Source organism: Arthrobacter sp. DualSoilB13, from assembly GCF_055389195.1.
On sequence record NZ_AP035865.1, the window covers coordinates 751,471 to 769,807 of the forward strand.

Here is an 18,337-nt window from a genome sequence, read left to right on the forward strand (position 1 = left end):
AACCGCCCACAACGACCTCCTCGTCGATTCTGCAAATCGCTTCAAGATAGAATCCAGCTCAGAGCTGTGCCAAGGATTTCGAAGGATCAGGAAAATATTGGAGGTGGGTTCGTGCCAGATTCACCCACGACCCGTACCCGGGGGTCGCTGCCGAACCGGGTTCGGCTGGACGACACTGACCGTTTGATCCTCCAGGAGCTCATGGCGGACGCAAGGATCCCCAACAACATCCTCGCCGCCAAAGCGGGAATAGCGCCTTCCACGTGCTTGGGCCGGGTCAGGGCGCTGCGTGATGCGGGAATCATCCGCGGCTTCCACGCATCGGTGGATCTTGAAGCCCTGGGCCTGCTGGTTTACGCGTTGATCTCGGTGCGGGTGAACGCCCAAGCGCGCAACAAAATGCTTGCCATCGGTCAGCGCCTGCGATCATTGCCCAACGTCCAGAGCGTGTTTCTGTTGGCCGGCGACCAAGACTTCCTCATGCACGTAGCCTGCGGAACTCCCACGGAACTTCGGGACTTCATCGCAGTTCACCTGGCATCGGATCCGGCTATTGCCAACACCCAGACGAACCTGGTGTTCGATCACCTGACCCCGGGGGTCTGACGTTTCGGGGAATCAGCCGTGGGCTTCGCTGAGCTCCAGTTGGCTGCGGTATTCCACTGGTTTTTTGGTGATCGGGTCAACAAACCGGATCCCACGGGCCAGGAGTTGGAGCGGCTTGCTGTAGTCGTCCGGCGCTTTGTCCAGCAGATCCGGGTAGAAGGCGTCGTTGACAATGCCCAGCCCGAGCGAAGCCATGTGCACGCGCAGTTGGTGTGTCTTTCCGGTGTGAGGCTCCAGCCGGTACAGCGCGCGCTGGTGAGTTCCGGCGTCGAACGTTTTTGTCTGTTCAATGCGCGTTTCAGCGTTCGGTTCACCGGGGATGACCTCGGCGAGCAGATAGCTGCGTGACTTGGTCATGCGGTTGCGTACCACTGCTGGGAACTCGACGGCGGGATAGCCTGCGGCGGGCGTCGCGGCGGACACGCACTCGTATTCCTTCTGGACCTGGCGCTTCTCGAAGAGGACCTGGTACTTGCCGCGCGTCTCCGGGTTGGTGGAGAGCAGCAACAGGCCGGCGGTCATCCGGTCCAGGCGGTGCATGGGGATGAGATCCGGGAGGTCCAAGAGGTTCCGGAGCCGGACCAGCGCGGATTCCTGGATGTAGGTGCCGCCCGGTGTGGTGGGGAGGAAATGCGGCTTGTCCACCACCAGGATGTGTTCGTCCTGGTGGAGGATGCTGATTTCCACGGGCAGCCGCGTCTCCGGGGGGAGGGTGCGGTAGTACCAGATGAAGGTGTGGTCCTCCAGTTTGGTGCTGCGATCAAGGGGAACGCCGCCCTCACCGACGATCTCGCCGGCATCGAACCGGTCCTCAATGCCTTGGGGGTTGATGTGTCCCCAGCGGTGCATCATGTAGTCCATGGCGGTGGTCCATGGCCCCTCGTCCGGCAGGCGGAGGCGGGTGGCGTTCACGCCGTCGCGCACGGGGAGGGGGGATTGCATCACCTGGCAATTCTACCGGCGTTGCGAGGCCCGCTCTGCGCGCTAAGTCGCGCACAAAGCATGCAGAGCGGGCCTCACAACGCATCCAGTTCCGACGATAAAAAAGTTCTTGACAATAAAAGTTGTCGGTAAGCATACTTGAAGCATGTTGGACATCGAAGTGATCGAGGACCCGGCCGCGGCGGAAGCCTCGCTGGACCCCATCCGCACCCGTATTCTGCGGGAGCTCGTGGAACCTGCGTCCGCCACGCAACTGGCCGCGAAGGTGGGGCTGCCCCGGCAGAAGGTGAATTACCACCTCAAAGCCCTGGAACGCCACGGGCTGGTGGAGCTGGTGGAGGAGCGGCGCAAAGGCAACGTCACCGAGAGGGTGCTGCGTGCCACGGCTGCGTCCTACCTGATCTCGCCCGTCGCCCTCGCTTCTGTGGCACCGGACCCCCGGCGCTTCTCTGACCGGTTTTCGGCCTTCTGGCTGCTGGCACTGGCCTCCCGCACCGTGCAGGAGATGGGCAAGCTCATAGCCGGTGCTGCGCTGGCCAAGAAGAAACTGGCCAGCTTCGCGATCGATGGCGAAATCACTTTCCGCTCCGCCACCGAACGTGCAGCGTTCGCCGAAGAGCTCGGCGTGGCGGTGACTCACCTCGTGGATAAGTATCACGACGGCGGTGCTGCCGCAGAGGCGGGCGGTGCACGCAAGCACCGCCTCGTCGTCGTGCTTCACCCGGCACTTAAAACAACCCAAGCCTCCCCGGAGCAATCAGCAGAAAAGGATCAAAGCAATGACTGACAACCGGAAATTCGAAATCGAAGCGGACGTCGAACTGCCGGGCACTCCCGAGCGGGTATGGCAGGCGGTCACTAAGGACACGCCGGCTTGGATGTTCCCCACGGATCAGTGGCCCGACGTCAAGACCACCGAGGAATACCCCACCCACTTGGTGTCCAGGATGGACGGTCCTGACGGATGGTTCAACCAGCTGGAACACGTCCTTGAACCGCTGGAGGGCGGACGCGCCAAGCTGCACTACGTTCACAGCGGAATCTTCGCCGACAACTGGGACGAGCAGTATGACGGCGCCAGCAAGCACACCGAGTTCTACCTGCACACCCTGGGTCAGTACCTGCGGTATTTCGACGGCAAGCCGGTGGTCTTCACGGACATTCAGGCGCCGCCGTCTTCGCAGACGCCGGATGGTTTCGTGCAGCTGAAGAGGGCCCTTGGCGTAGACGGCGCGGCCGCCGGTACTGCAGTGGATGTGGACGTCGACGGCGTGGGCCGGCTGAGCGGGGAAGTGGACTTTTCCAACGAGAACTTCCTGGGCCTCAGGACTGCCGACACCATGTACCGCTTCTTCGGCAGGAACGCTTTCGGCGCTCCGGTAGGCATGACGGTGCACGAGTTCAGCGGCTCCGGCGATTCGGAACTCACGGCCAAGACCTGGGGAGCATTCCTGGAGAAGGTGTACGCCTAAGAGTCCGGTGAGGCCGCCCAGGCCCGAGCTACAGAATCCAGGGCGGCCTCATAAATGGCCGCCCAGTCGGTGGCGGGATCGTTCATTTGCGCCAGCTCCAAGCTGACGAGCCCATGGACTTGACCCCAGATGGCCATGGCCACGAGTGTGGGTTCGTCTGAGCGGAGTGCGCCCGACGACTGTGCGGCTACCACTGCCTCCACTAAGGGGAGCATCGACTCGGAGGTGACTTCCGGCGTCGGGCTGCAATCTACGTAGGCGGCCAGGGTCCCGCCGAACATCAAGCGGTAGAGGGCTGGATGTTCCAGAGCCCAGGCGCGGTACGCGCGGCCCAATCCCAGCAACCCGCCCTTGGCTGCCTCGCGTTGGGAATCGCCAAAGGATCGGAAGCCGTCGTCGACGGCGGCCGTCAACAGTTGCGCTTTCCCGCCGAAGAGCGAGTAGATCGCCGTGGTGGACGTTTCGGCGGCAGCGGCAACATCGCGGAGGGTGACGCGGGCCGGCCCCTCGCGGTCCACCAGTTCAGCTGTAACCGCCAGGAGCCGATCCTGGACGTGTTGATCATGAATCACGGGTCTTGCCATACCTTCAAGTGTTCCATAACATTGTTTTATAACAGCGTTACGAAACCGGCGTTACGAAACCGGCGTTCCAAAACAAGGGTTCCGCGAACTCATCGGTTCCCCCCAACTGAAGGATTCTCATGGCACAGGACATCTTCCCCGGCCGCTTCACCGCGGATATCGGGCGCGATACAGTAACCGTCTTCCTCATCGGAATGCGGGCCAACAGGTGGTGGAAGATGGGTCGCATCGCTCAGGTAACGTCGGCCATGCCTGCCATGATGCAACACCTCGCCGCTCATCCTGAGGCGGGGCTCCTGGGGAGCGAGCAGTGGTTTGGGCGGACCACGGTGATGCTCAGCTATTGGGAAAGCCCGGAGCACCTCAGGCGCTTTGCCGCTGACAAGGACTCGCCACATCTGGGGCCGTGGCGGAAGTTCATGAAGGAGATCGCCGGGAGCGGGGACATCGGCGTGTGGCACGAGACGTATCAGGTGCCGGCGTCGGGCATTGAAGTGGTGTATAACGGCATGCCGATGTTCGGGCTGGCCAAAGCCACCACGCATGTTCAGGTGGGCCCCGGCAGCAACACGGCGAAGCAACGCATGGGCGCGGCCGCTCGTTCCGCGGGCCCGGCAGCCTAGGCGACTGCGACGGCGGCTGGCCGCTCTGTCTTGAGGGTTCGGCGGAGATGCGGCGAGGCGTCCAGCTTGTCCTGGGCGGCGCGGAGCGCACCGACGGCGAACTCCAACTGTGCGGCAGGCAAGGTGAACGGAACGCGCAGGAAGTGCTCAAAGGCGCCACCCACCCCAAAGCGGGGGCCGGCCGCCAAGCGAACGCCGAAGTCGGGAGCCAGCACAGTCAACGCGGTGCTGCACGGCGTGGGAAGGCGGCACCACACTGTGAGCCCACCCCGTGGTCGCTCCACCTCCCATGCTGGCAAGTGCTCGGCAAGCAACCCCAGCAGCGATTCGCGCTGATTCCTTAGTTCCTCGAGCCGGGCATCAAGCGGTTCGCTGAAAGCCCGAACCAAGCGGGCAGCCGCCAGTTGTTCCACTACCGGGCCGCCCAGATCCATCACGGTCCTGGTGGAGATGAAACGGGCAATCAGTGACTCGTCTGCCCGGATCCACCCGGTCCTCAGCCCCGCCCAATGCGACTTGCTGAGCGATCCGATCGAAACCACCGCGGGACTGAAAGAGGACATCGGCGCGGTGCGGACGGCGTCGAGATTCAATCCGCGCAGCGTTTCGTCCACCACCAACACGGTCCCGGAAGCCGCGGCCGCCCGCGCCAAGCGCCGGCGCTGCAGGTCCGACATGATGCGCCCGGTGGGGTTGTGGAAGTCCGGCACCAAATAGGCCATTGCGGGGCGCTGCTGATTCATCATGGCCACCATGGCATCGATGTCCCAAGCTGGTGACGTACTCGACTGTATTAGAGGTAGTGCCACGGGAAGGGGCTTACAGCCGGCGGCGCGGATCGCATCCAAAGCGTTGGGATACGTGGGGTGTTCCACAAGGACGCGGTCCTGCTTTCCGGCCAGGGTGCGCAGGACGATGTTGAGTGCATGCTGCGCGCCGGACGTAACGAGGATCTGGCCAGGGGTTGTTGGCACCCCCTCGGAGGTGTACTTTTCTGCGATGGCTTCCCGGAGGGCCGGAATTCCCACGGCCTCGTACCCGAACCCCGGCAGAAGGGCGGGCAGCTCGGTCAGTGCGTCGGCGAAGGCGCGGTGGACTACCTCCCCGGCGGCCGGAAGCGACGCATACGCCAGGTCCAACAGTCCTTCCGGGACTGCGAGTCCGGGGGCGCTCACTGGCGCGGTGCGGTGGGGGATGCACGTCCGCCCACGGCTGCCCTGACCCGCCGTGAGGAACCCCTGTTCGCGCAGGCTCGCATACGCGGCGGTGACCGTGGTGCGGCTGAGGCCGAGTGTTTGGGCGAGCGCCCGCTCGCTGGGCAGGGCGACGTCCAGCGGTATGCGCCCGTCCATCACCAGCAAACGCACGACGTCGGCCAGCTCGCGGTAGGCGGGTAGGGCGCCGGAGTTCCAGGAGCCGAGGAGACGGACGAGTGCGGTGGGATTCAGGGAGCCGGACATAAGACCAGTATTCCAAACTGGCTATGGAATACAAGGCCAGTTTTATCGGAGGATGGAACTCATGATGACCCGAAGAATCACCCAACTCCTGATCGGCCTCGCGATGTACGGCATCTCCTTGGCCATGTTCATCCGGGCCGGCCTTGGCTTGGACCCTTGGGATGTCTTCCACCAAGGCGTGTCCGAAAAGACTGGCTTCAGTATTGGTGTTGTGGTCATCGCGGTCAGCTTCCTGGTCCTTCTCCTGTGGATCCCGCTCCGGCAGATGCCAGGGATCGGAACCATCGCCAACGCCGTCCTGGTGGGACTCTTCGCCGATCTTGGACTGCGGCTCATCCCGGAGTTCACCCACCTGGGCGGGCAGATCGCCATGCTCGCCGGTGCCGTGATCCTCAATGGCATTGCTTCCGCTTGCTACATCGGCGCTCGACTTGGACCCGGCGCCCGCGATGGGCTGATGACCGGACTTGTGCGCCGCACCGGGTGGTCCGTGCGCCTGGTCCGCACAGGCATCGAAGTGGTTGTCCTTGCTGTGGGCTTCCTCCTGGGCGGCTCCGTGGGCGTGGGCACCGTGGTGTACGCCCTGGCAATCGGCCCGATCGTGCAGGTTCTGCTGCCGAAGTTCATGGTTCCGGAGCGGGCAAAGGCAACGGCCCCCACGGAAGCCGTGGAGGCCGCGCCTGCCGCGTAGGGCTTGTCGCTCAGTCACTAACGGCACGCCTCCAGGTCCTCGCCGTACCGCAACCAGTCCGGCAGGTCCTGGGCCAGCGCATCGCGGATGGCGGGCGATCCCGCACTGCGCCAGTCGACGTCGTCGTTAATTTCGATCTCGTACTTCTTCCACTCGAACCAGTTGATCATCTTCAGCTGGGGGTATTTCTGGTGGGTTTCGGCGGAGAAGACCTGACGCCACCACGCCTGTTTGACGTCCAACTCGGATGCACCGCCACGCGCTGGTGTGAAGATGGCGGCCGTCTCCGGAACGCCCACCGGCTTGCCGTGGTCCACCCCGTACACCTGGTAGAAATCCAGGACGGAGCTGTCGTCGCCGGCGGTGCCGCTGTAAGTGCCGGTCAGCATGGCCAGGAACTTGCCTGGCTCGGAGATGTCGTTGTTCCCCCAGGGACGCTGGTTGCCCCAGTGGTATAGCGAAACTCCAACCCAATCCACGGCGTCGTCCCCTGGATAGTAGGGCGAGTAGGTGTCGTCGGCCATGGTGAGAACGCCGTCATGGTTCGTGTCCAGGGCAGCGAAGTCCGGGGTGCCTGGTCGCGCCGCGAACTGGCCACCCGTGAACGGATAGCCGCCACCATAGTTCGGCGCCCACATCAAGGACGTGCCCGGAGCCTGCGAGTGCACCGCCGCCGCCACTTTGCGGAAAACCTCCACGTAGCGGATGGGCTGCTGGCCCCACGAGTACCAGGAGCCGTTCATCTCATGCGCAAAACGCACGACGACGGTGGTCCCCTGATCGTTGATGGCACGTAAGTCGGTGGCCAGTTTGGCGATCACCTCGTCGCTCATCGTCTCTAATCCGCCGTGCGGTTCGAGGGTCAGGAGCAACGCACCGCCGGATTCCCGGACCTGGGTGACGGCGTTTGTGGTGTGCGACCACGTTTCGTCGTCGTAGGGGATATCCGAGAACTGCACCACCACCGCGGGATCGTGGCCAAGGTTTGCGCGGTGTTCGGCCAGGGTCTCGGAGTCCCAATCCAGGTTGACGCCAAGGAGCACGCCATCTTGGGGGATCAGCGTGGATGCGTCTCCGGCCCGGCAGAGGGACAGCGCCTGGACTACCGGGACCACTTCCTGGGAAGCAAAACTCAAACCGGTGGCAGCCAGGGCAGTCACCACCAAGGGGATGAGCAGGCTGGCCCGCCGTCGATTTCGGTTCGGATGCCCGGTGAAAGCTGGAGGAGCCTGCGCCATGGTCAGCCCCATCCAAGGGAACGGCGCCGGCGCCCGAAGAGGGTGCGCCAACTGAACCGCGGCGTAAGCCCGCGCGGCCGCATAAGGGCCGCGCCGCCGTCGACCGCTTCCTGGCGGTTTGCGTAGATGCGGGCCACGTGACCCAGATGGGCCTGGAGGCGGGTTTCCGTCAGGGCGCTGGAGTCCCCGAAGAGGCGCAGATCGCCGCCGCGTGAGCGCAGCAGGTGCAGTACCTCAAGGAGCCCTACGACGCCGGATGCTCCCACCGAAGTCACCGCGGCGATATCGAGAAGGACCAGAATGGGGCCGTCCGCGGCGGCCTTGGCGGACGCTTGGCGAACGTCGAGAACGGCAGTGGCGTCCAAATCGCCGGTAACGGTCAGATCCAGACTTATCAGATCTACTGGCTGCCGGGCAGAGGAGATGGTCATTGGGGCAGGGGAAATCATGGACATGGGAGTCGCTCCTTGCTGGGGGATGGAACGGCGTGTGATTGCTGTCAGTTTTTATGTTCGGAGGTAGTCCCAAGGACGCTGGCGAGCTCCTTCGGGGTGGACACGGGTTCCTCCAACTGTTCGCTGGGTCCCCGGTACCTTGCCGCGCCGATCACCACGCTCAACAGCGCCAGGTCCAAAGCAACCCAGGCAAGCGTGATGAGGGTGGGATACAGTGGCGCGTCCCCGAATGCCACCCGGGCAATGCCGATGAGCGAGGACACAACGAGCAACGCCATGGCTGCCAGTTGCAGCCTGACGTGCTGAAAACCGCGTCCCGCAGCCTGCCTGCTCTTGGCCGTCACCGAAAACGTGAGGTGCTTGCCAAGGAAGACCGCCGCCGCACCGGAAGACGTGGCCGCTATCCACGTGGGAAACAGCGCAAAGGACCATTGCTGGCCCCGCCACAGTCCCTTCGACCCGTTGCCCGCCACTTGGAAAAGCAGCTGGCAGGTCACGAAAAAGGGGAGGAAGAGGCAGAAGAACACCACCGGGCTGGCAGTCAGCGGGTAGGTCCCAGCCACCAGGAACACCACAGGCGCCGCGATGTAGCTCAGGGCGGCGAAGCCATTAAGATAACTCGTCATGGTGGCCAGATACATGAGCCGTTGGGCCACGGTAAGGCCCCTCAAAAACACCGGATTATCACTGAAGAACACCTGCATGGTGCCTGCCGCCCATCGATGCCGCTGCGAAAGCATAGTGGACACGTCCTCAGGGGCAAGCCCATGGACCAGGACCTCGTGGTGGTAGACGCTGCCCCACCCCATCGCGTGAAGGTGCATGGCCGTTGCCATGTCCTCGGTAATGGTGGTGGTGTCCATGGGGTGGATGGCCAATGCCTGGTCCGTGTGCGCCACATCCACTGATTCAAGGACCGCGTCCAGTTCCGGCACCACATCGTCCATGGCATCGGGGACCGCCAACGCAGCCGTATGGAAGGCAACCCGGAGCTCGAAAGTGATCTCGGCGAGGACATCGCCCCTGCGCACCTGGTGCTCCGCGCGCGCCACTGCCTCCAGCGCCTGTTCTGCGACCGGCATGGCGGCAGGATGACGCCTGCCCAGTTCGCCATGAAGATCCTGCAGCCTGGACCGGCCCCTGCGCAAGGCACGCCACGTCTGCTCAGTGGCTGTCCGTGTGTAACGGGTCAAGCCCAGGGCCATGAGGGCTTCCCGGCGAAGGACAGCGTTCGAACCGCAGAAGAACGCCGCGTCCCAACCGTCCTTGCCCTGCTGAATGGGGCCATAGAAAAGTTCCGCCTGGCTACCCAGGGGATCCCGTTCCGGAACATTCCAAAAGTGCTGTGGGGTCTGGACGAAGGCCACTTCCTCAGCGTCGAAATAGCCCAGAATACGGTCCAGGAAGCGGGGCTCGGGGACTTGGTCTGCGTCAAAGATGGCCACGAACTCGCCTGTTGTCACGGACAGGGCGTTGTTGACGTTCCCTGCCTTCGCGAAGCGCTGCCGTCCGTCCCACTCCGGGCCGCGGGTGATGTACCCGACGCCGATCTGCCGGGCTGCGGCGGCAAACTCAGCTCGATCGCCGTCGTCCAGGATCCACGTTTCGTGCGGATACGTCATGTCCCTGGCCGCGATTGCCGTGGTGAGCACCAGGTCCAGTGGCTCGTTGTACGTGGCAATGAATACGTCCACCGATCTGCCCGGCAGGGCAGGTGGGGGAGGTGGACGTCGTCGCGCGTTCCACATGGTGACCGCGTACAGCGCCGACTCGCCCAGGCTGTAAGTCTCCGCGGCCACGAGGGGCAGGGAGATCCACCAAGCATCCCAGGCGACAGTGCTCGACCAGCGCCAACTGATGTAGATCAATCCAAAGGAAACCACCAGAACTGCAAGGATCCTTACCAGTATTTGTCTGTAAATGCCCATCTTTAGCCTCCGGTAACTGCTGGGGAAAAGGCCAAGGCGCGCCAGTATGTCCACACGCTCCTCAGAGCGAAATTGGGAGGACACGGCTGACGCGCCTGGAGCTGCATCGTCGATGCTCAAGGGAAGGAATTCGGCTGCGAACGGAATGTCCTTACTGCCAATGGGCTTGAAACTCTAGTCAAAGCCAATCGGTTCCTGATTCCACTCTCTCCCGCCGACATTTCATCCTCGTTACGGCATTGAAAAGAAAACCCGCGTTGATTATTTCCTTGCCGTGACGTTTTGCGTGTCGCATCGAAAAGGCTTGCGCGCCATAGGGACGGGCCTTCAGAGTGGCACCATGAAGCGAAGACTCATGCCCCTGACGATGCTCGTCGCCGGCCTGACCATCGCAGCTACCCTCATTGCTCCGGAGCCTTCTGCTCAGGCCGCCGCTGGTATGCCAGCCCCTGGATCACTGGTCTGGAGCGACGAATTCAACGCCCCCGCCGGCACGGCGCCCGACCCCGAAAAATGGACCCACGACACCGGAGGATCCGGGTGGGGCAACGGCGAACTGCAGTATTACACCAACAGCACCGGCAATGCCGCAGCTGATGGTCAGGGAAACATGGCCATCACTGCCCGCAAAGAAAACCCAGCCGGATATGAGTGCCACTACGGGACGTGCCAGTACACCTCCGCCCGGCTGTTGACCGCCGGCATGTTCAGCCGGACTCAAGGCCGGTTCGAAGCCCGACTTAAACTGCCCAAGGGCCAAGGCATGTGGCCCGCCTTCTGGATGCTCGGAGACAACGTGTTCTCCGACGGCTGGCCCTCCAGCGGAGAACTCGACGTCATGGAAAACGTTGGCAAGGAACCCGGGACGGTCTGGGGAAGCATCCACGGACCCGGCTACTCGGGGGCCAACGCCGCCAATGCCAGCTACACACTGCCCGGCGGTCAGGCCCTGGGCGATGGATTCCACACGTTTACTGTGGACTGGGGCCCCGAGTCCATCACGTGGTACATCGACGGAACGGCCTACTCACACAAGACCAAGGCCTCAACTGCCGGACCGTGGGTGTTCGACCACAACTTCTTTGTGCTCCTCAACCTCGCCGTGGGCGGCGATTGGCCGGGAGCGCCGGACTCGGGCACGGTGTTCCCACAGTCCATGTTGGTCGATTACGTCCGTGTGTATGACCTCGCTTCAATTCCTGCACTTTCTGCGTCCAGCACCCGAATCCAGGGCTACTCCGAAAAGTGCCTTGATGTAGCCGGCCGCCAAGCAGCCGATGGTGCCCCGTTGGAACTCCGGGATTGCGATACCTCCGCTTCGGAGCAATGGACCTTTGCCGCCAATGGAACCGTCCGCTCGCTGGGCAAATGCATGGATGTTGCCTGGGGATCAACGGCAAACGGTGCCAGAATCCAGCTCACCGGCTGCAACGGCGGTGCAGCGCAACAATTCGTCCTGAATTCTTCCGGGGATTTGGTGAATCCTCAGGCCAACAAATGCGTTGACGTAGTTGACTGGAATTCAGCCAACGGTGCGACGCTGCAGCTGTGGGATTGCGCCGGTACCACGAACCAAAAGTGGTGGCGAATGGTGTAATAAAAGCGTCCGACGGCGGCGCGCAACTTTGCGGGGTCCGGCGGCTATTGCTGGGGCGGCTGGGGAGCTTCCTGGAGTAGCGGGCCGGGCTGGCAACTGTGCTCAGCCGTCGCGGCGGTTGAGGGCCGGACCTGGCTGGCTGATGTGTGGCCGGGTCCGGCCGGTGGTGCGTACCGGGTTGTTGGGCAGCCGGGCCGTCTACGGCGCCGGCTGGCAGTGCGGGCAGAAGTAGATGTCCCGTTCCTCTGTACCGTCCGGTCCTGCCAGGAGGCCGCGACGTATTGTGGTGCCGCAGCGCCTGCAGGGTTGGCGTTCCCTGCCGTACACCCAATACCCGGGACGGAGGGCGCGCGGACCAAGGGTGGTCCGCCGCCCGGGGCCCAGATTTTCGCCGAGAAGGCGTTTGGCGTCCCTGACGGTCTTGGGAAGGTCAGGAACTTCTCCCACCGGCAGGGCAGGATGAATGCCGGACAAGTAGCACGATTCGCACCGGTAGATATTGCCGATGCCTGCAAGTTTCCGCTGGTCCAGCAGCGCAAATCCCACGGTGACGTCCGGTTCGGCACGAAGTCTGCGCAATGCTTCTTCCTCGTCCCAGTCGGGACCGAGCAGATCCGGCCCGAGGTGCCCGACGATCTTCTCTTCCTCCGCTGTGGGCACCACTTCCAGGATGCCCAGTGAGAACCCGACCGCATCTGCGGTGTCCGTGCGGAGCACACACCGTGCAGTGTGGCCGGGCTTCGTCCAACGGCCACCGGGCGGATAGATCATCCAGTTGCCCTCCATTTTGAGGTGGGAATGGATGGTAAGGGCCCGGGGTTTCCTGCTGGCGCCGGGTTCCTCGTCAACAGGTCCGGTCAGGCGCATGAGGAGGTGTTTTCCCCTGGGGACAACCTCGGTCATGGTCCATCCGGCCAGGTTCAGGGTGGCGAATCGGGGCACGCGGAAGTCTGAGGCCTTGATGGTCTTCCCCGCCAACGCTTCGTTCAGGCGTGAGGCAGCCCGCCAAATGGAATCGCCTTCAGGCACGGATCCGGAGTCCCTTCGGAGTGGAGTAGGCCCCCGCGGCGGCGAGAGCAACGGCGATCGGAGTTTCCAGGAGGTCGTGGCCGTTGACCTTCTCCATGAAGAGTTTGTCCACGGCACCGCGGCGCACCACACCCACCAGGGCCTCGGCGGCGACGGCCAGCACGTCCTCGTCATGGCTGAAGGTGAGCAAAGTCTTACCGCCGCGTTCGACGTAAAGGACCAACGCGCCGTCCACCATCACTACCAGCGCTCCGGCCTTGCGCCCGGGACGGTGACCGGAACCGGCGTCGACGGAAAGCGCAGGCCATGGAAGGGCAGCGCCGTAGGGGTTGGCGGGATCGGTCGCGGCGAGGGCAAGGGCAGATGGCTCGGCTTTGGAGATGCGCGCGTCCTCGGTGAAGGACCTGAGGCGGTCCACCGTGGCAGGAACGGCGAACTGGGCGGCGCCCAAATGTTCGATGAAGTAACCGCGGCGGCAACGCCCGGCTTCCTCGAGGCGGGCCAGGACTTTATACATGAGCCCGAATCCGCCAATAATGTTCTCTGCCATGACCGAACCCCGGGTGACTACGCCGTATCGGTCCAGCAGGAGCTCAGCGGTTCCTCGCGCGTGGATGGTGGGGTCCAGTTCGGGGGCAGGAAGCGCTGACCAGCGGCCCACAGCCGAGGGCGGGGCAGGCGCAATTCCGCCTGATACGGAGCCGTAACGCCCACCTGTTAGCCCCGGAGAACCCAGCAATCCTGTCCCATGGGAACGGCCCAGCCTGCTCATGCGTGGCGCCCGGGCCCTGGGCGCCTTGGCCACTTGCCGGTGCGCAGTTTTCCCGCCGGCGATCATGGCCCGCACCGGAGCGAAGGTATCGCCTGTCACGCGGCCGGCCCAGACGAGGTCCCAGAGGGCAGAGACCACGGCGTCATCGCTCAACACCGCATCCATGCCACCGGCCACGTCTGTGAGCTGCCGGAAGAAGTAGCCACCACCTGCGCTGAAGTGTTCCAAGAGCCGCTGCTGGGCGTCGCCGGGTTCGAATTCAGGATCGGGGTTGAGCGTCAGCTCTGCGGAGTCGGCCACATGGAGGCTGATCCAGCCGTCGTTCCCCGGGAGGGATCCTGCCCCGGACCAGAGGAGTTCGCCGGCTGCCATGAGTTCGTCCAGCATGGCCGGTTTGTAGTCCGCCACCCTGCTCGCCAGGACCAAGGGTTCCCACGCGGATGCCGGGATGGGCACGCCGGAGAGTTGGTCCACTGCCGTGATGATGCCGTCCAGCCCCCGCAAAGCCTGGCTCCGGGACTTACCTGGCGCGCTCACGTTCTGCCAGGCCGGCAGGAACCGACCATAAGCGGCCGTGTCCACCGGTTCCACTTCGGCCCGCAACGCAGCAAGCGAACGCCGCCTCAGTTTCCTCAATACCTCAGCATCGCACCACTCGCTGGACGGTGGCGCGTCAAGGGTCATGAGCTCTGCGTCGGGTGCATCTGCAGGCTGCTCAGCAACTGCGTGGGGTCGGAACTCGCCTTCCACCACGCGACCATCGTCAGCGAGGCGTTTCAAGGCCGTGTTGACCACCGCGACGCCCAGCCCCAGCCTGGCCGCAGCTTCAGCGGCTGTGAAGGGGCCATGGGTGCGCGCGTACCGCGAAACGAGGTCACCCAAAGGATCGGTGACAGGTTCAATGAAGGCCAGAGGCACACCCATGGGCAGCGGAACGCCGATTGCGTCACGGAGCCTCGCCGCGTCCTCAATGGCTGCAAAACGCTCGACGCCGCCGATGGTTACCTTGAGTGCGCGGTTGGCCTTCTGCAATGCCGCGAGGTGGGACCGTGCGTCCGTGACGCTGCCGGATGGCGTGATGACGGACGCTTCCTCTGCGAGCCGTGCGTCCTCGAGGTGTGCGTCCTCGAGCTGTGGGTCATCCGCAGACGGGGCTGGTGTTTCAGGCTGCGGGGTCGATTCTGGTGGTTGGGTACCCTCCAGTCGCTCTGCGACTTCCTCAACGGTGAGCGGGCCCAGCAGCCGCAGGAGATCCGCCACGCCCTCCATGCCACGAACACGCCGGTCCGGTGCAAGGCGCTGCAATTCCATCTCGGTTTTGTCGATGACTGCGGCGTCCAGGAGTTCGCGCAGTTCCACGCGACCCAGGAGTTCGTTGAGGAGCGTGGAGTCCAGGGCCAGGGCGGCCGCCCGGCGTTCGGCCAGGGGTGAGTCGCCCTCGTAGAGGAACTGCGCCACATACCCAAACAGCAGGGACTTCGCGAAGGGGGAGGGTTGCTGCGTGGTGGTCTCCACGATCCTGAGCTCCCTGCGCTCCACGGATGCCGCAATGTCTTTGAGGGCGAGTAGATCGTATACGTCCTGCAAACATTCGCGAACGGCTTCGAGCACGATGGGGAAGGAAGGGTACTTCTTGGCGACATCCAGCAACTGGGCTGAGCGCTGGCGTTGCTGCCACAGAGGCTGACGCTTGGCCGGGTTTTGGCGGGGCAGGAGCAATGCGCGGGCCGCACACTCACGGAACCGTGAGGCGAACAGTGCGCTGCCGCCCACTTCGGCGGTGACGACTTGTTCGAGTTCTTCGGGGTCGAAGAGAAAAAGCTCAGCACCGGGCGGCTCATCTTCCATCATGGGTACCCGCAGTACGATGCCGTCGTCGGCTGCCATGGCCGATCCGTCAAGACCGTAGCGCTGTTGGAGCCGTTGGCCCACCGCCAGTGCCCACGGGGCATGAACGGGCATGCCAAAGGGGCTGTGGAGGACTACCCGCCAGTCGCCGAGTTCGTCGTGGAACCGTTCCACCACCAAGGTTCGATCGCTGGGAACAATCTCTGTGGCTTCCTTTTGCTCCCTGAGGTACTGGATCAGGTTGCTTGCGGCGAAGGCATCCAAGCCGCTCGCCTGGCAACGTTCCATAGCCGGGGCCTCGTCCGCTGCGGAGAGCTCGCGGATGAAGGCACCCAGTGCGCGGCCCAGATCCACCGGCCGGCCAAGGGAGTCGCCCTTCCAGAACGGAAGCTTGCCGGGTTGGCCAAACGCGGGGGAGACCAGCACGCGATCGTGGGTGATGTCCTCGATCTTCCAACTGGTGGCACCCAGCGCGAAGACATCGCCAACCCGGGATTCGTAGACCATCTCTTCGTCGAGCTCACCAACGCGGCGTCCGCCCTTGGCAGCACGTGCAGAAGCAGTGGGTTCACTTCCGTCCGCATTGGCGGGGGAGGCCGAACCCTCAACCTCCGTACCGATGATGTACACGCCAAACAGGCCTCGGTCCGGGATGGTCCCGCCCGATGTAACGGCAAGGCGCTGGGCTCCGGGCCTGCCCTCGATGGTCCCGGCATGCCGGTCCCAGATGATGCGTGGCCTCAGTTCGGCAAATTCGTCCGAAGGATACCGGCCTGCCAGAAGGTCCAGGGTGGCCTCGAATGCCGAGCGCGGCAGGCTCGCAAACGGCGCCGACCGGCGGACAGTGCTGAACCAGTCCTCAACATCGATGCTGCCCAGGGCGGCAGCGGCCACTGTTTGCTGGGCCAGGATGTCCAAGGGGTTGGCCGGGATACTCAGGCGTTCAATCTGCCCGGCGAGCATTCGCTCAACGGTGACGCTGGTGTGGAGAAGATCAGCCCGGTGTTTGGGGAACAGGACGCCTTCGGAGATCTCACCAACCTGGTGTCCAGCACGCCCGACGCGTTGCAGACCGCTGGCTACCGATGGGGGAGATTCAACTTGGACCACCAAGTCCACCGCACCCATATCGATGCCGAGTTCCAGCGACGATGTTGCCACCACGCAGCGGAGCCTGCCGGACTTGAGGTCGTCCTCGATCATGGCCCGCTGGTCCTTGGATACGGAGCCGTGGTGTGCGCGGGCCAGCACAGGATCGGCACCTGTAGTGCTTCCAGCTTGAGCCATCATGTGTGCCGGGGTAGCTGTGGAGGCCGGGATTCCCGGGTCGGATTCGGGGGCGGCCCACTCGCTGCCACCCACCGCCATCAGCTGGCGCTCGGCGTAGATCTCATTGAGCCTGGCTGTGAGGCGCTCCGAGAGACGGCGGGAGTTGGCGAAGACGATGGTGGACTGCTTGGACAGGACCAGATCCACAATCTGTTCCTCAACATGCGGCCAGATGGATGCCTGGGGCTGCAGGCCTGACGCTGGTCCGGAGTCGAACGCTCCCGCAGCACCTTGCAGGTCCGACATATCCTCAACAGGGACCGTGACGGTGAGGTTCCAGTTCTTCTTGGACGGCGGAGCAACGATTTCCACCGGTGCCTGGCCCGCCAGGAACTGGGCCACCAGCTCGCGCGGCTGAACGGTAGCCGACAGCCCGATTCTCTGGGCAGGCTTCGGAAGCAGGGCATCCAGCCGTTCCAAGGAAACTGCCAGGTGTGCGCCACGCTTGGTGCCGGCTACGGCGTGCACCTCATCGATGATGATGGTGTCCACCTCGCTGAGCGTTTCCCGGGCACGGGACGTCAGCATGAGAAACAGGGACTCCGGGGTGGTGATGAGGATGTCCGGCGGGTTGGTTAACAGCGTGCGGCGATCCGCCGCCGTCGTATCTCCTGAACGGACGCCCACCGTCACCAAGGGTGCGGGTAGCCCTAAGCGTTTGGCGGTTTGGGTGATGCCGATCAGGGGTGCGCGGAGGTTGCGCTCCACATCCACGCCAAGTGCTTTCAATGGCGAGATGTAGAGGACGCGCGTCTTGGTTTTCGGGCGCTTGGCCCGGCCCTTGCCGTTCGCTGGGACGGTCTCCAGGCCCGGTAGTGTGTCACTGGGCGTGGCATGCAGGCGATCGAGCGCCCAAAGGAAAGCGGCAAGGGTCTTGCCGGAACCCGTTGGGGCCACAACCAGGGCATGGGAGCCTGAGGAGATCGCGTTCCACGCACCATCCTGCGCGGGTGTGGGCTCGGAAAAAGCGCCGAGGAACCATTCCCTGGTTGCCTGGCTGAAACGGCTGATGGCGCCATCCGACGCCTGCGGCTCCTGCATCACTCCATCATGCCCCACGGCTCCGACAGAATAAGCCAGAGCCGTGGGGAGACGGTCAGACTGCCTGGAAAGCGGTGATGGTCAGGAGCTTGATGCCGGTGTTGCTGCACGCATCGTGCGGCTCCGGGATGAACAGTGACGCCGTGTCGTTCGGCGGGTAGATGCGGAAACCGGCGGCGGCCACCTTGGTGCAGTCGCCGTAATTACCGGCCTGCGTGTACCGGATTTCCGCCCACGCCGACTTGCCCGGAGCCAGTTCGATCTTGGTGACCGGGGTGGTGGTTTCCCGGGTTGCCGGCTCGCCGATCGGTTCGCCGTTGGCGTCGGCAGTCATGGAGACGCCGGCGAAGCCCTCCAGAATGCAGGGGGTGCCGCCGGAGTTGGTCAGGATCAATTTCTCATAAACGCTGCCCGCGGCGCCGCCGCCGGTGGCGTCCGTTGCGGCGGTGAGGGATCCCGCCTTGCACAGCCCGGCTGCTGCTGGTGCCGCGGACGTAGCTGTCTCTGAGGGTGACGGCGTGGCCGTTGCCGAAGGCGGGCTTGACGTTGCAGTGGCCGATGGAGTCGAGGTAGTTGGCGCCGAGGAAGATGGAGGGGCACTGCTGGTTGCCGATGGGCTGGGGCTTGGCCCGCAAGCAGCAAGAAGGAGCAGCGCAGCGGCTGCCGTCGTCGTCACAAGACCGGTTTTGATGCGCTGAGTCCACATGGGCACCAGCCTTGCC

Annotated in this window: 15 protein-coding genes; 6 read left to right on the forward strand and 9 right to left on the reverse strand. The window is 63.9% G+C overall.

Going from position 1 to position 18,337, the window contains the following annotated elements; genetic code table 11:
• The first annotated feature begins 111 nt into the window (after positions 1–111).
• Positions 112–606: an Lrp/AsnC family transcriptional regulator gene (locus tag ACZ5J0_RS03655; RefSeq protein WP_464094200.1), complete on the forward strand. Its 495-nt coding sequence runs from the start codon at positions 112–114 to the stop codon at positions 604–606.
• A 12-nt stretch (positions 607–618) separates the two neighbouring features.
• On the opposite strand, the gene ACZ5J0_RS03660 is transcribed toward ACZ5J0_RS03655, so the two are convergent.
• Entirely contained in the window at positions 619–1,548 is a 930-nt protein-coding gene (locus tag ACZ5J0_RS03660; protein ID WP_464094690.1) for an RluA family pseudouridine synthase, read from the reverse strand.
• Positions 1,549–1,693: 145 nt separating this feature from the next.
• Between ACZ5J0_RS03660 and ACZ5J0_RS03665 the strand changes: the two genes are divergently transcribed.
• Both ACZ5J0_RS03665 and ACZ5J0_RS03670 read left to right on the forward strand, forming a co-directional pair.
• Entirely contained in the window at positions 1,694–2,335 is a 642-nt protein-coding gene (locus ACZ5J0_RS03665) for a helix-turn-helix domain-containing protein (RefSeq protein ID WP_464094201.1), read from the forward strand.
• The gene (locus ACZ5J0_RS03670; protein ID WP_464094202.1) at positions 2,328–3,020 is read left to right on the forward strand and encodes an SRPBCC family protein; all 693 of its coding nucleotides are present in this window, start codon (positions 2,328–2,330) and stop codon (positions 3,018–3,020) included. Before ACZ5J0_RS03665 ends, ACZ5J0_RS03670 begins: the two co-directional genes overlap by 8 nt.
• Here ACZ5J0_RS03670 and ACZ5J0_RS03675 read toward each other — a convergent pair.
• On the reverse strand, positions 3,017–3,604 hold the full coding sequence (locus ACZ5J0_RS03675; protein ID WP_208097255.1) for a TetR-like C-terminal domain-containing protein: 588 nt from the start codon (positions 3,602–3,604) through the stop codon (positions 3,017–3,019). The genes ACZ5J0_RS03670 and ACZ5J0_RS03675 overlap by 4 nt on opposite strands.
• Positions 3,605–3,723: 119 nt before the next feature.
• Here ACZ5J0_RS03675 and ACZ5J0_RS03680 point away from each other — a divergent pair, with 119 nt between their 5' ends.
• A complete protein-coding gene (locus ACZ5J0_RS03680) occupies positions 3,724–4,227 on the forward strand; it encodes a DUF4188 domain-containing protein (protein ID WP_166842919.1) in 504 nt (167 codons plus the stop codon).
• Here ACZ5J0_RS03680 and yczR read toward each other — a convergent pair.
• The gene (gene yczR / locus ACZ5J0_RS03685) at positions 4,224–5,687 is read right to left on the reverse strand and encodes a MocR-like transcription factor YczR (RefSeq protein ID WP_166842918.1); all 1,464 of its coding nucleotides are present in this window, start codon (positions 5,685–5,687) and stop codon (positions 4,224–4,226) included. The two genes, ACZ5J0_RS03680 and yczR, sit on opposite strands and share 4 nt — an antisense overlap.
• 61 nt (positions 5,688–5,748) lie before the next feature.
• Here yczR and yczE point away from each other — a divergent pair, with 61 nt between their 5' ends.
• Positions 5,749–6,378 (forward strand): membrane protein YczE, encoded by a 630-nt coding sequence (gene yczE, locus ACZ5J0_RS03690; RefSeq protein ID WP_464094203.1) that lies wholly within the window; start codon positions 5,749–5,751, stop codon positions 6,376–6,378.
• Positions 6,379–6,395: 17 nt separating this feature from the next.
• On the opposite strand, the gene ACZ5J0_RS03695 is transcribed toward yczE, so the two are convergent.
• The 3 genes from ACZ5J0_RS03695 to ACZ5J0_RS03705 are packed head-to-tail and all read right to left on the reverse strand — an operon-like array spanning position 6,396 to position 9,999.
• Positions 6,396–7,628, reverse strand: a complete 1,233-nt coding sequence (locus ACZ5J0_RS03695; RefSeq protein ID WP_464094204.1) for a glycoside hydrolase family 26 protein — start codon at positions 7,626–7,628, stop codon at positions 6,396–6,398.
• Entirely contained in the window at positions 7,619–8,071 is a 453-nt protein-coding gene (locus ACZ5J0_RS03700) for an STAS domain-containing protein (protein WP_250819608.1), read from the reverse strand. The genes ACZ5J0_RS03695 and ACZ5J0_RS03700 overlap by 10 nt, the downstream gene beginning before the upstream one ends.
• A 44-nt stretch (positions 8,072–8,115) precedes the next feature.
• A complete protein-coding gene (locus tag ACZ5J0_RS03705; protein ID WP_464094205.1) occupies positions 8,116–9,999 on the reverse strand; it encodes a glycosyltransferase in 1,884 nt (627 codons plus the stop codon).
• A 340-nt stretch (positions 10,000–10,339) separates the two neighbouring features.
• Between ACZ5J0_RS03705 and ACZ5J0_RS03710 the strand changes: the two genes are divergently transcribed.
• Positions 10,340–11,596 carry a ricin-type beta-trefoil lectin domain protein gene (locus ACZ5J0_RS03710; protein ID WP_464094206.1) on the forward strand — a complete coding sequence of 419 codons (1,257 nt, stop codon included), beginning with the start codon at positions 10,340–10,342 and terminating at the stop codon, positions 11,594–11,596.
• 198 nt (positions 11,597–11,794) lie between these two features.
• On the opposite strand, the gene ACZ5J0_RS03715 is transcribed toward ACZ5J0_RS03710, so the two are convergent.
• The 3 genes from ACZ5J0_RS03715 to ACZ5J0_RS03725 are packed head-to-tail and all read right to left on the reverse strand — an operon-like array spanning position 11,795 to position 18,321.
• On the reverse strand, positions 11,795–12,625 hold the full coding sequence (locus ACZ5J0_RS03715; RefSeq protein WP_142936654.1) for a DNA-formamidopyrimidine glycosylase family protein: 831 nt from the start codon (positions 12,623–12,625) through the stop codon (positions 11,795–11,797).
• Positions 12,618–17,615: an Lhr family helicase gene (locus ACZ5J0_RS03720; protein ID WP_464094207.1), complete on the reverse strand. Its 4,998-nt coding sequence runs from the start codon at positions 17,613–17,615 to the stop codon at positions 12,618–12,620. The genes ACZ5J0_RS03715 and ACZ5J0_RS03720 overlap by 8 nt, the downstream gene beginning before the upstream one ends.
• A gap of 55 nt (positions 17,616–17,670) precedes the next feature.
• A complete protein-coding gene (locus tag ACZ5J0_RS03725) occupies positions 17,671–18,321 on the reverse strand; it encodes a DUF4232 domain-containing protein (protein WP_223942590.1) in 651 nt (216 codons plus the stop codon).
• Positions 18,322–18,337: the final 16 nt, after the last annotated feature.

Excerpts from the sequence above, each read along its gene's own strand:
- ACZ5J0_RS03660 (WP_464094690.1), bottom strand. The coding sequence starts at position 1,548 with ATGCAATCCCCCCTCCCCGTGCGCGACGGCGTGAACGCCACCCGCCTC.
- ACZ5J0_RS03665 (WP_464094201.1), top strand. The coding sequence starts at position 1,694 with ATGTTGGACATCGAAGTGATCGAGGACCCGGCCGCGGCGGAAGCCTCG.
- ACZ5J0_RS03670 (WP_464094202.1), top strand. The coding sequence starts at position 2,328 with ATGACTGACAACCGGAAATTCGAAATCGAAGCGGACGTCGAACTGCCG.
- ACZ5J0_RS03675 (WP_208097255.1), bottom strand. The coding sequence starts at position 3,604 with ATGGCAAGACCCGTGATTCATGATCAACACGTCCAGGATCGGCTCCTG.
- ACZ5J0_RS03680 (WP_166842919.1), top strand. The coding sequence starts at position 3,724 with ATGGCACAGGACATCTTCCCCGGCCGCTTCACCGCGGATATCGGGCGC.
- yczR (WP_166842918.1), bottom strand. The coding sequence starts at position 5,687 with ATGTCCGGCTCCCTGAATCCCACCGCACTCGTCCGTCTCCTCGGCTCC.
- yczE (WP_464094203.1), top strand. The coding sequence starts at position 5,749 with ATGATGACCCGAAGAATCACCCAACTCCTGATCGGCCTCGCGATGTAC.
- ACZ5J0_RS03695 (WP_464094204.1), bottom strand. The coding sequence starts at position 7,628 with ATGGGGCTGACCATGGCGCAGGCTCCTCCAGCTTTCACCGGGCATCCG.
- ACZ5J0_RS03700 (WP_250819608.1), bottom strand. The coding sequence starts at position 8,071 with ATGTCCATGATTTCCCCTGCCCCAATGACCATCTCCTCTGCCCGGCAG.
- ACZ5J0_RS03705 (WP_464094205.1), bottom strand. The coding sequence starts at position 9,999 with ATGGGCATTTACAGACAAATACTGGTAAGGATCCTTGCAGTTCTGGTG.
- ACZ5J0_RS03710 (WP_464094206.1), top strand. The coding sequence starts at position 10,340 with ATGAAGCGAAGACTCATGCCCCTGACGATGCTCGTCGCCGGCCTGACC.
- ACZ5J0_RS03720 (WP_464094207.1), bottom strand. The coding sequence starts at position 17,615 with ATGCAGGAGCCGCAGGCGTCGGATGGCGCCATCAGCCGTTTCAGCCAG.
- ACZ5J0_RS03725 (WP_223942590.1), bottom strand. The coding sequence starts at position 18,321 with ATGTGGACTCAGCGCATCAAAACCGGTCTTGTGACGACGACGGCAGCC.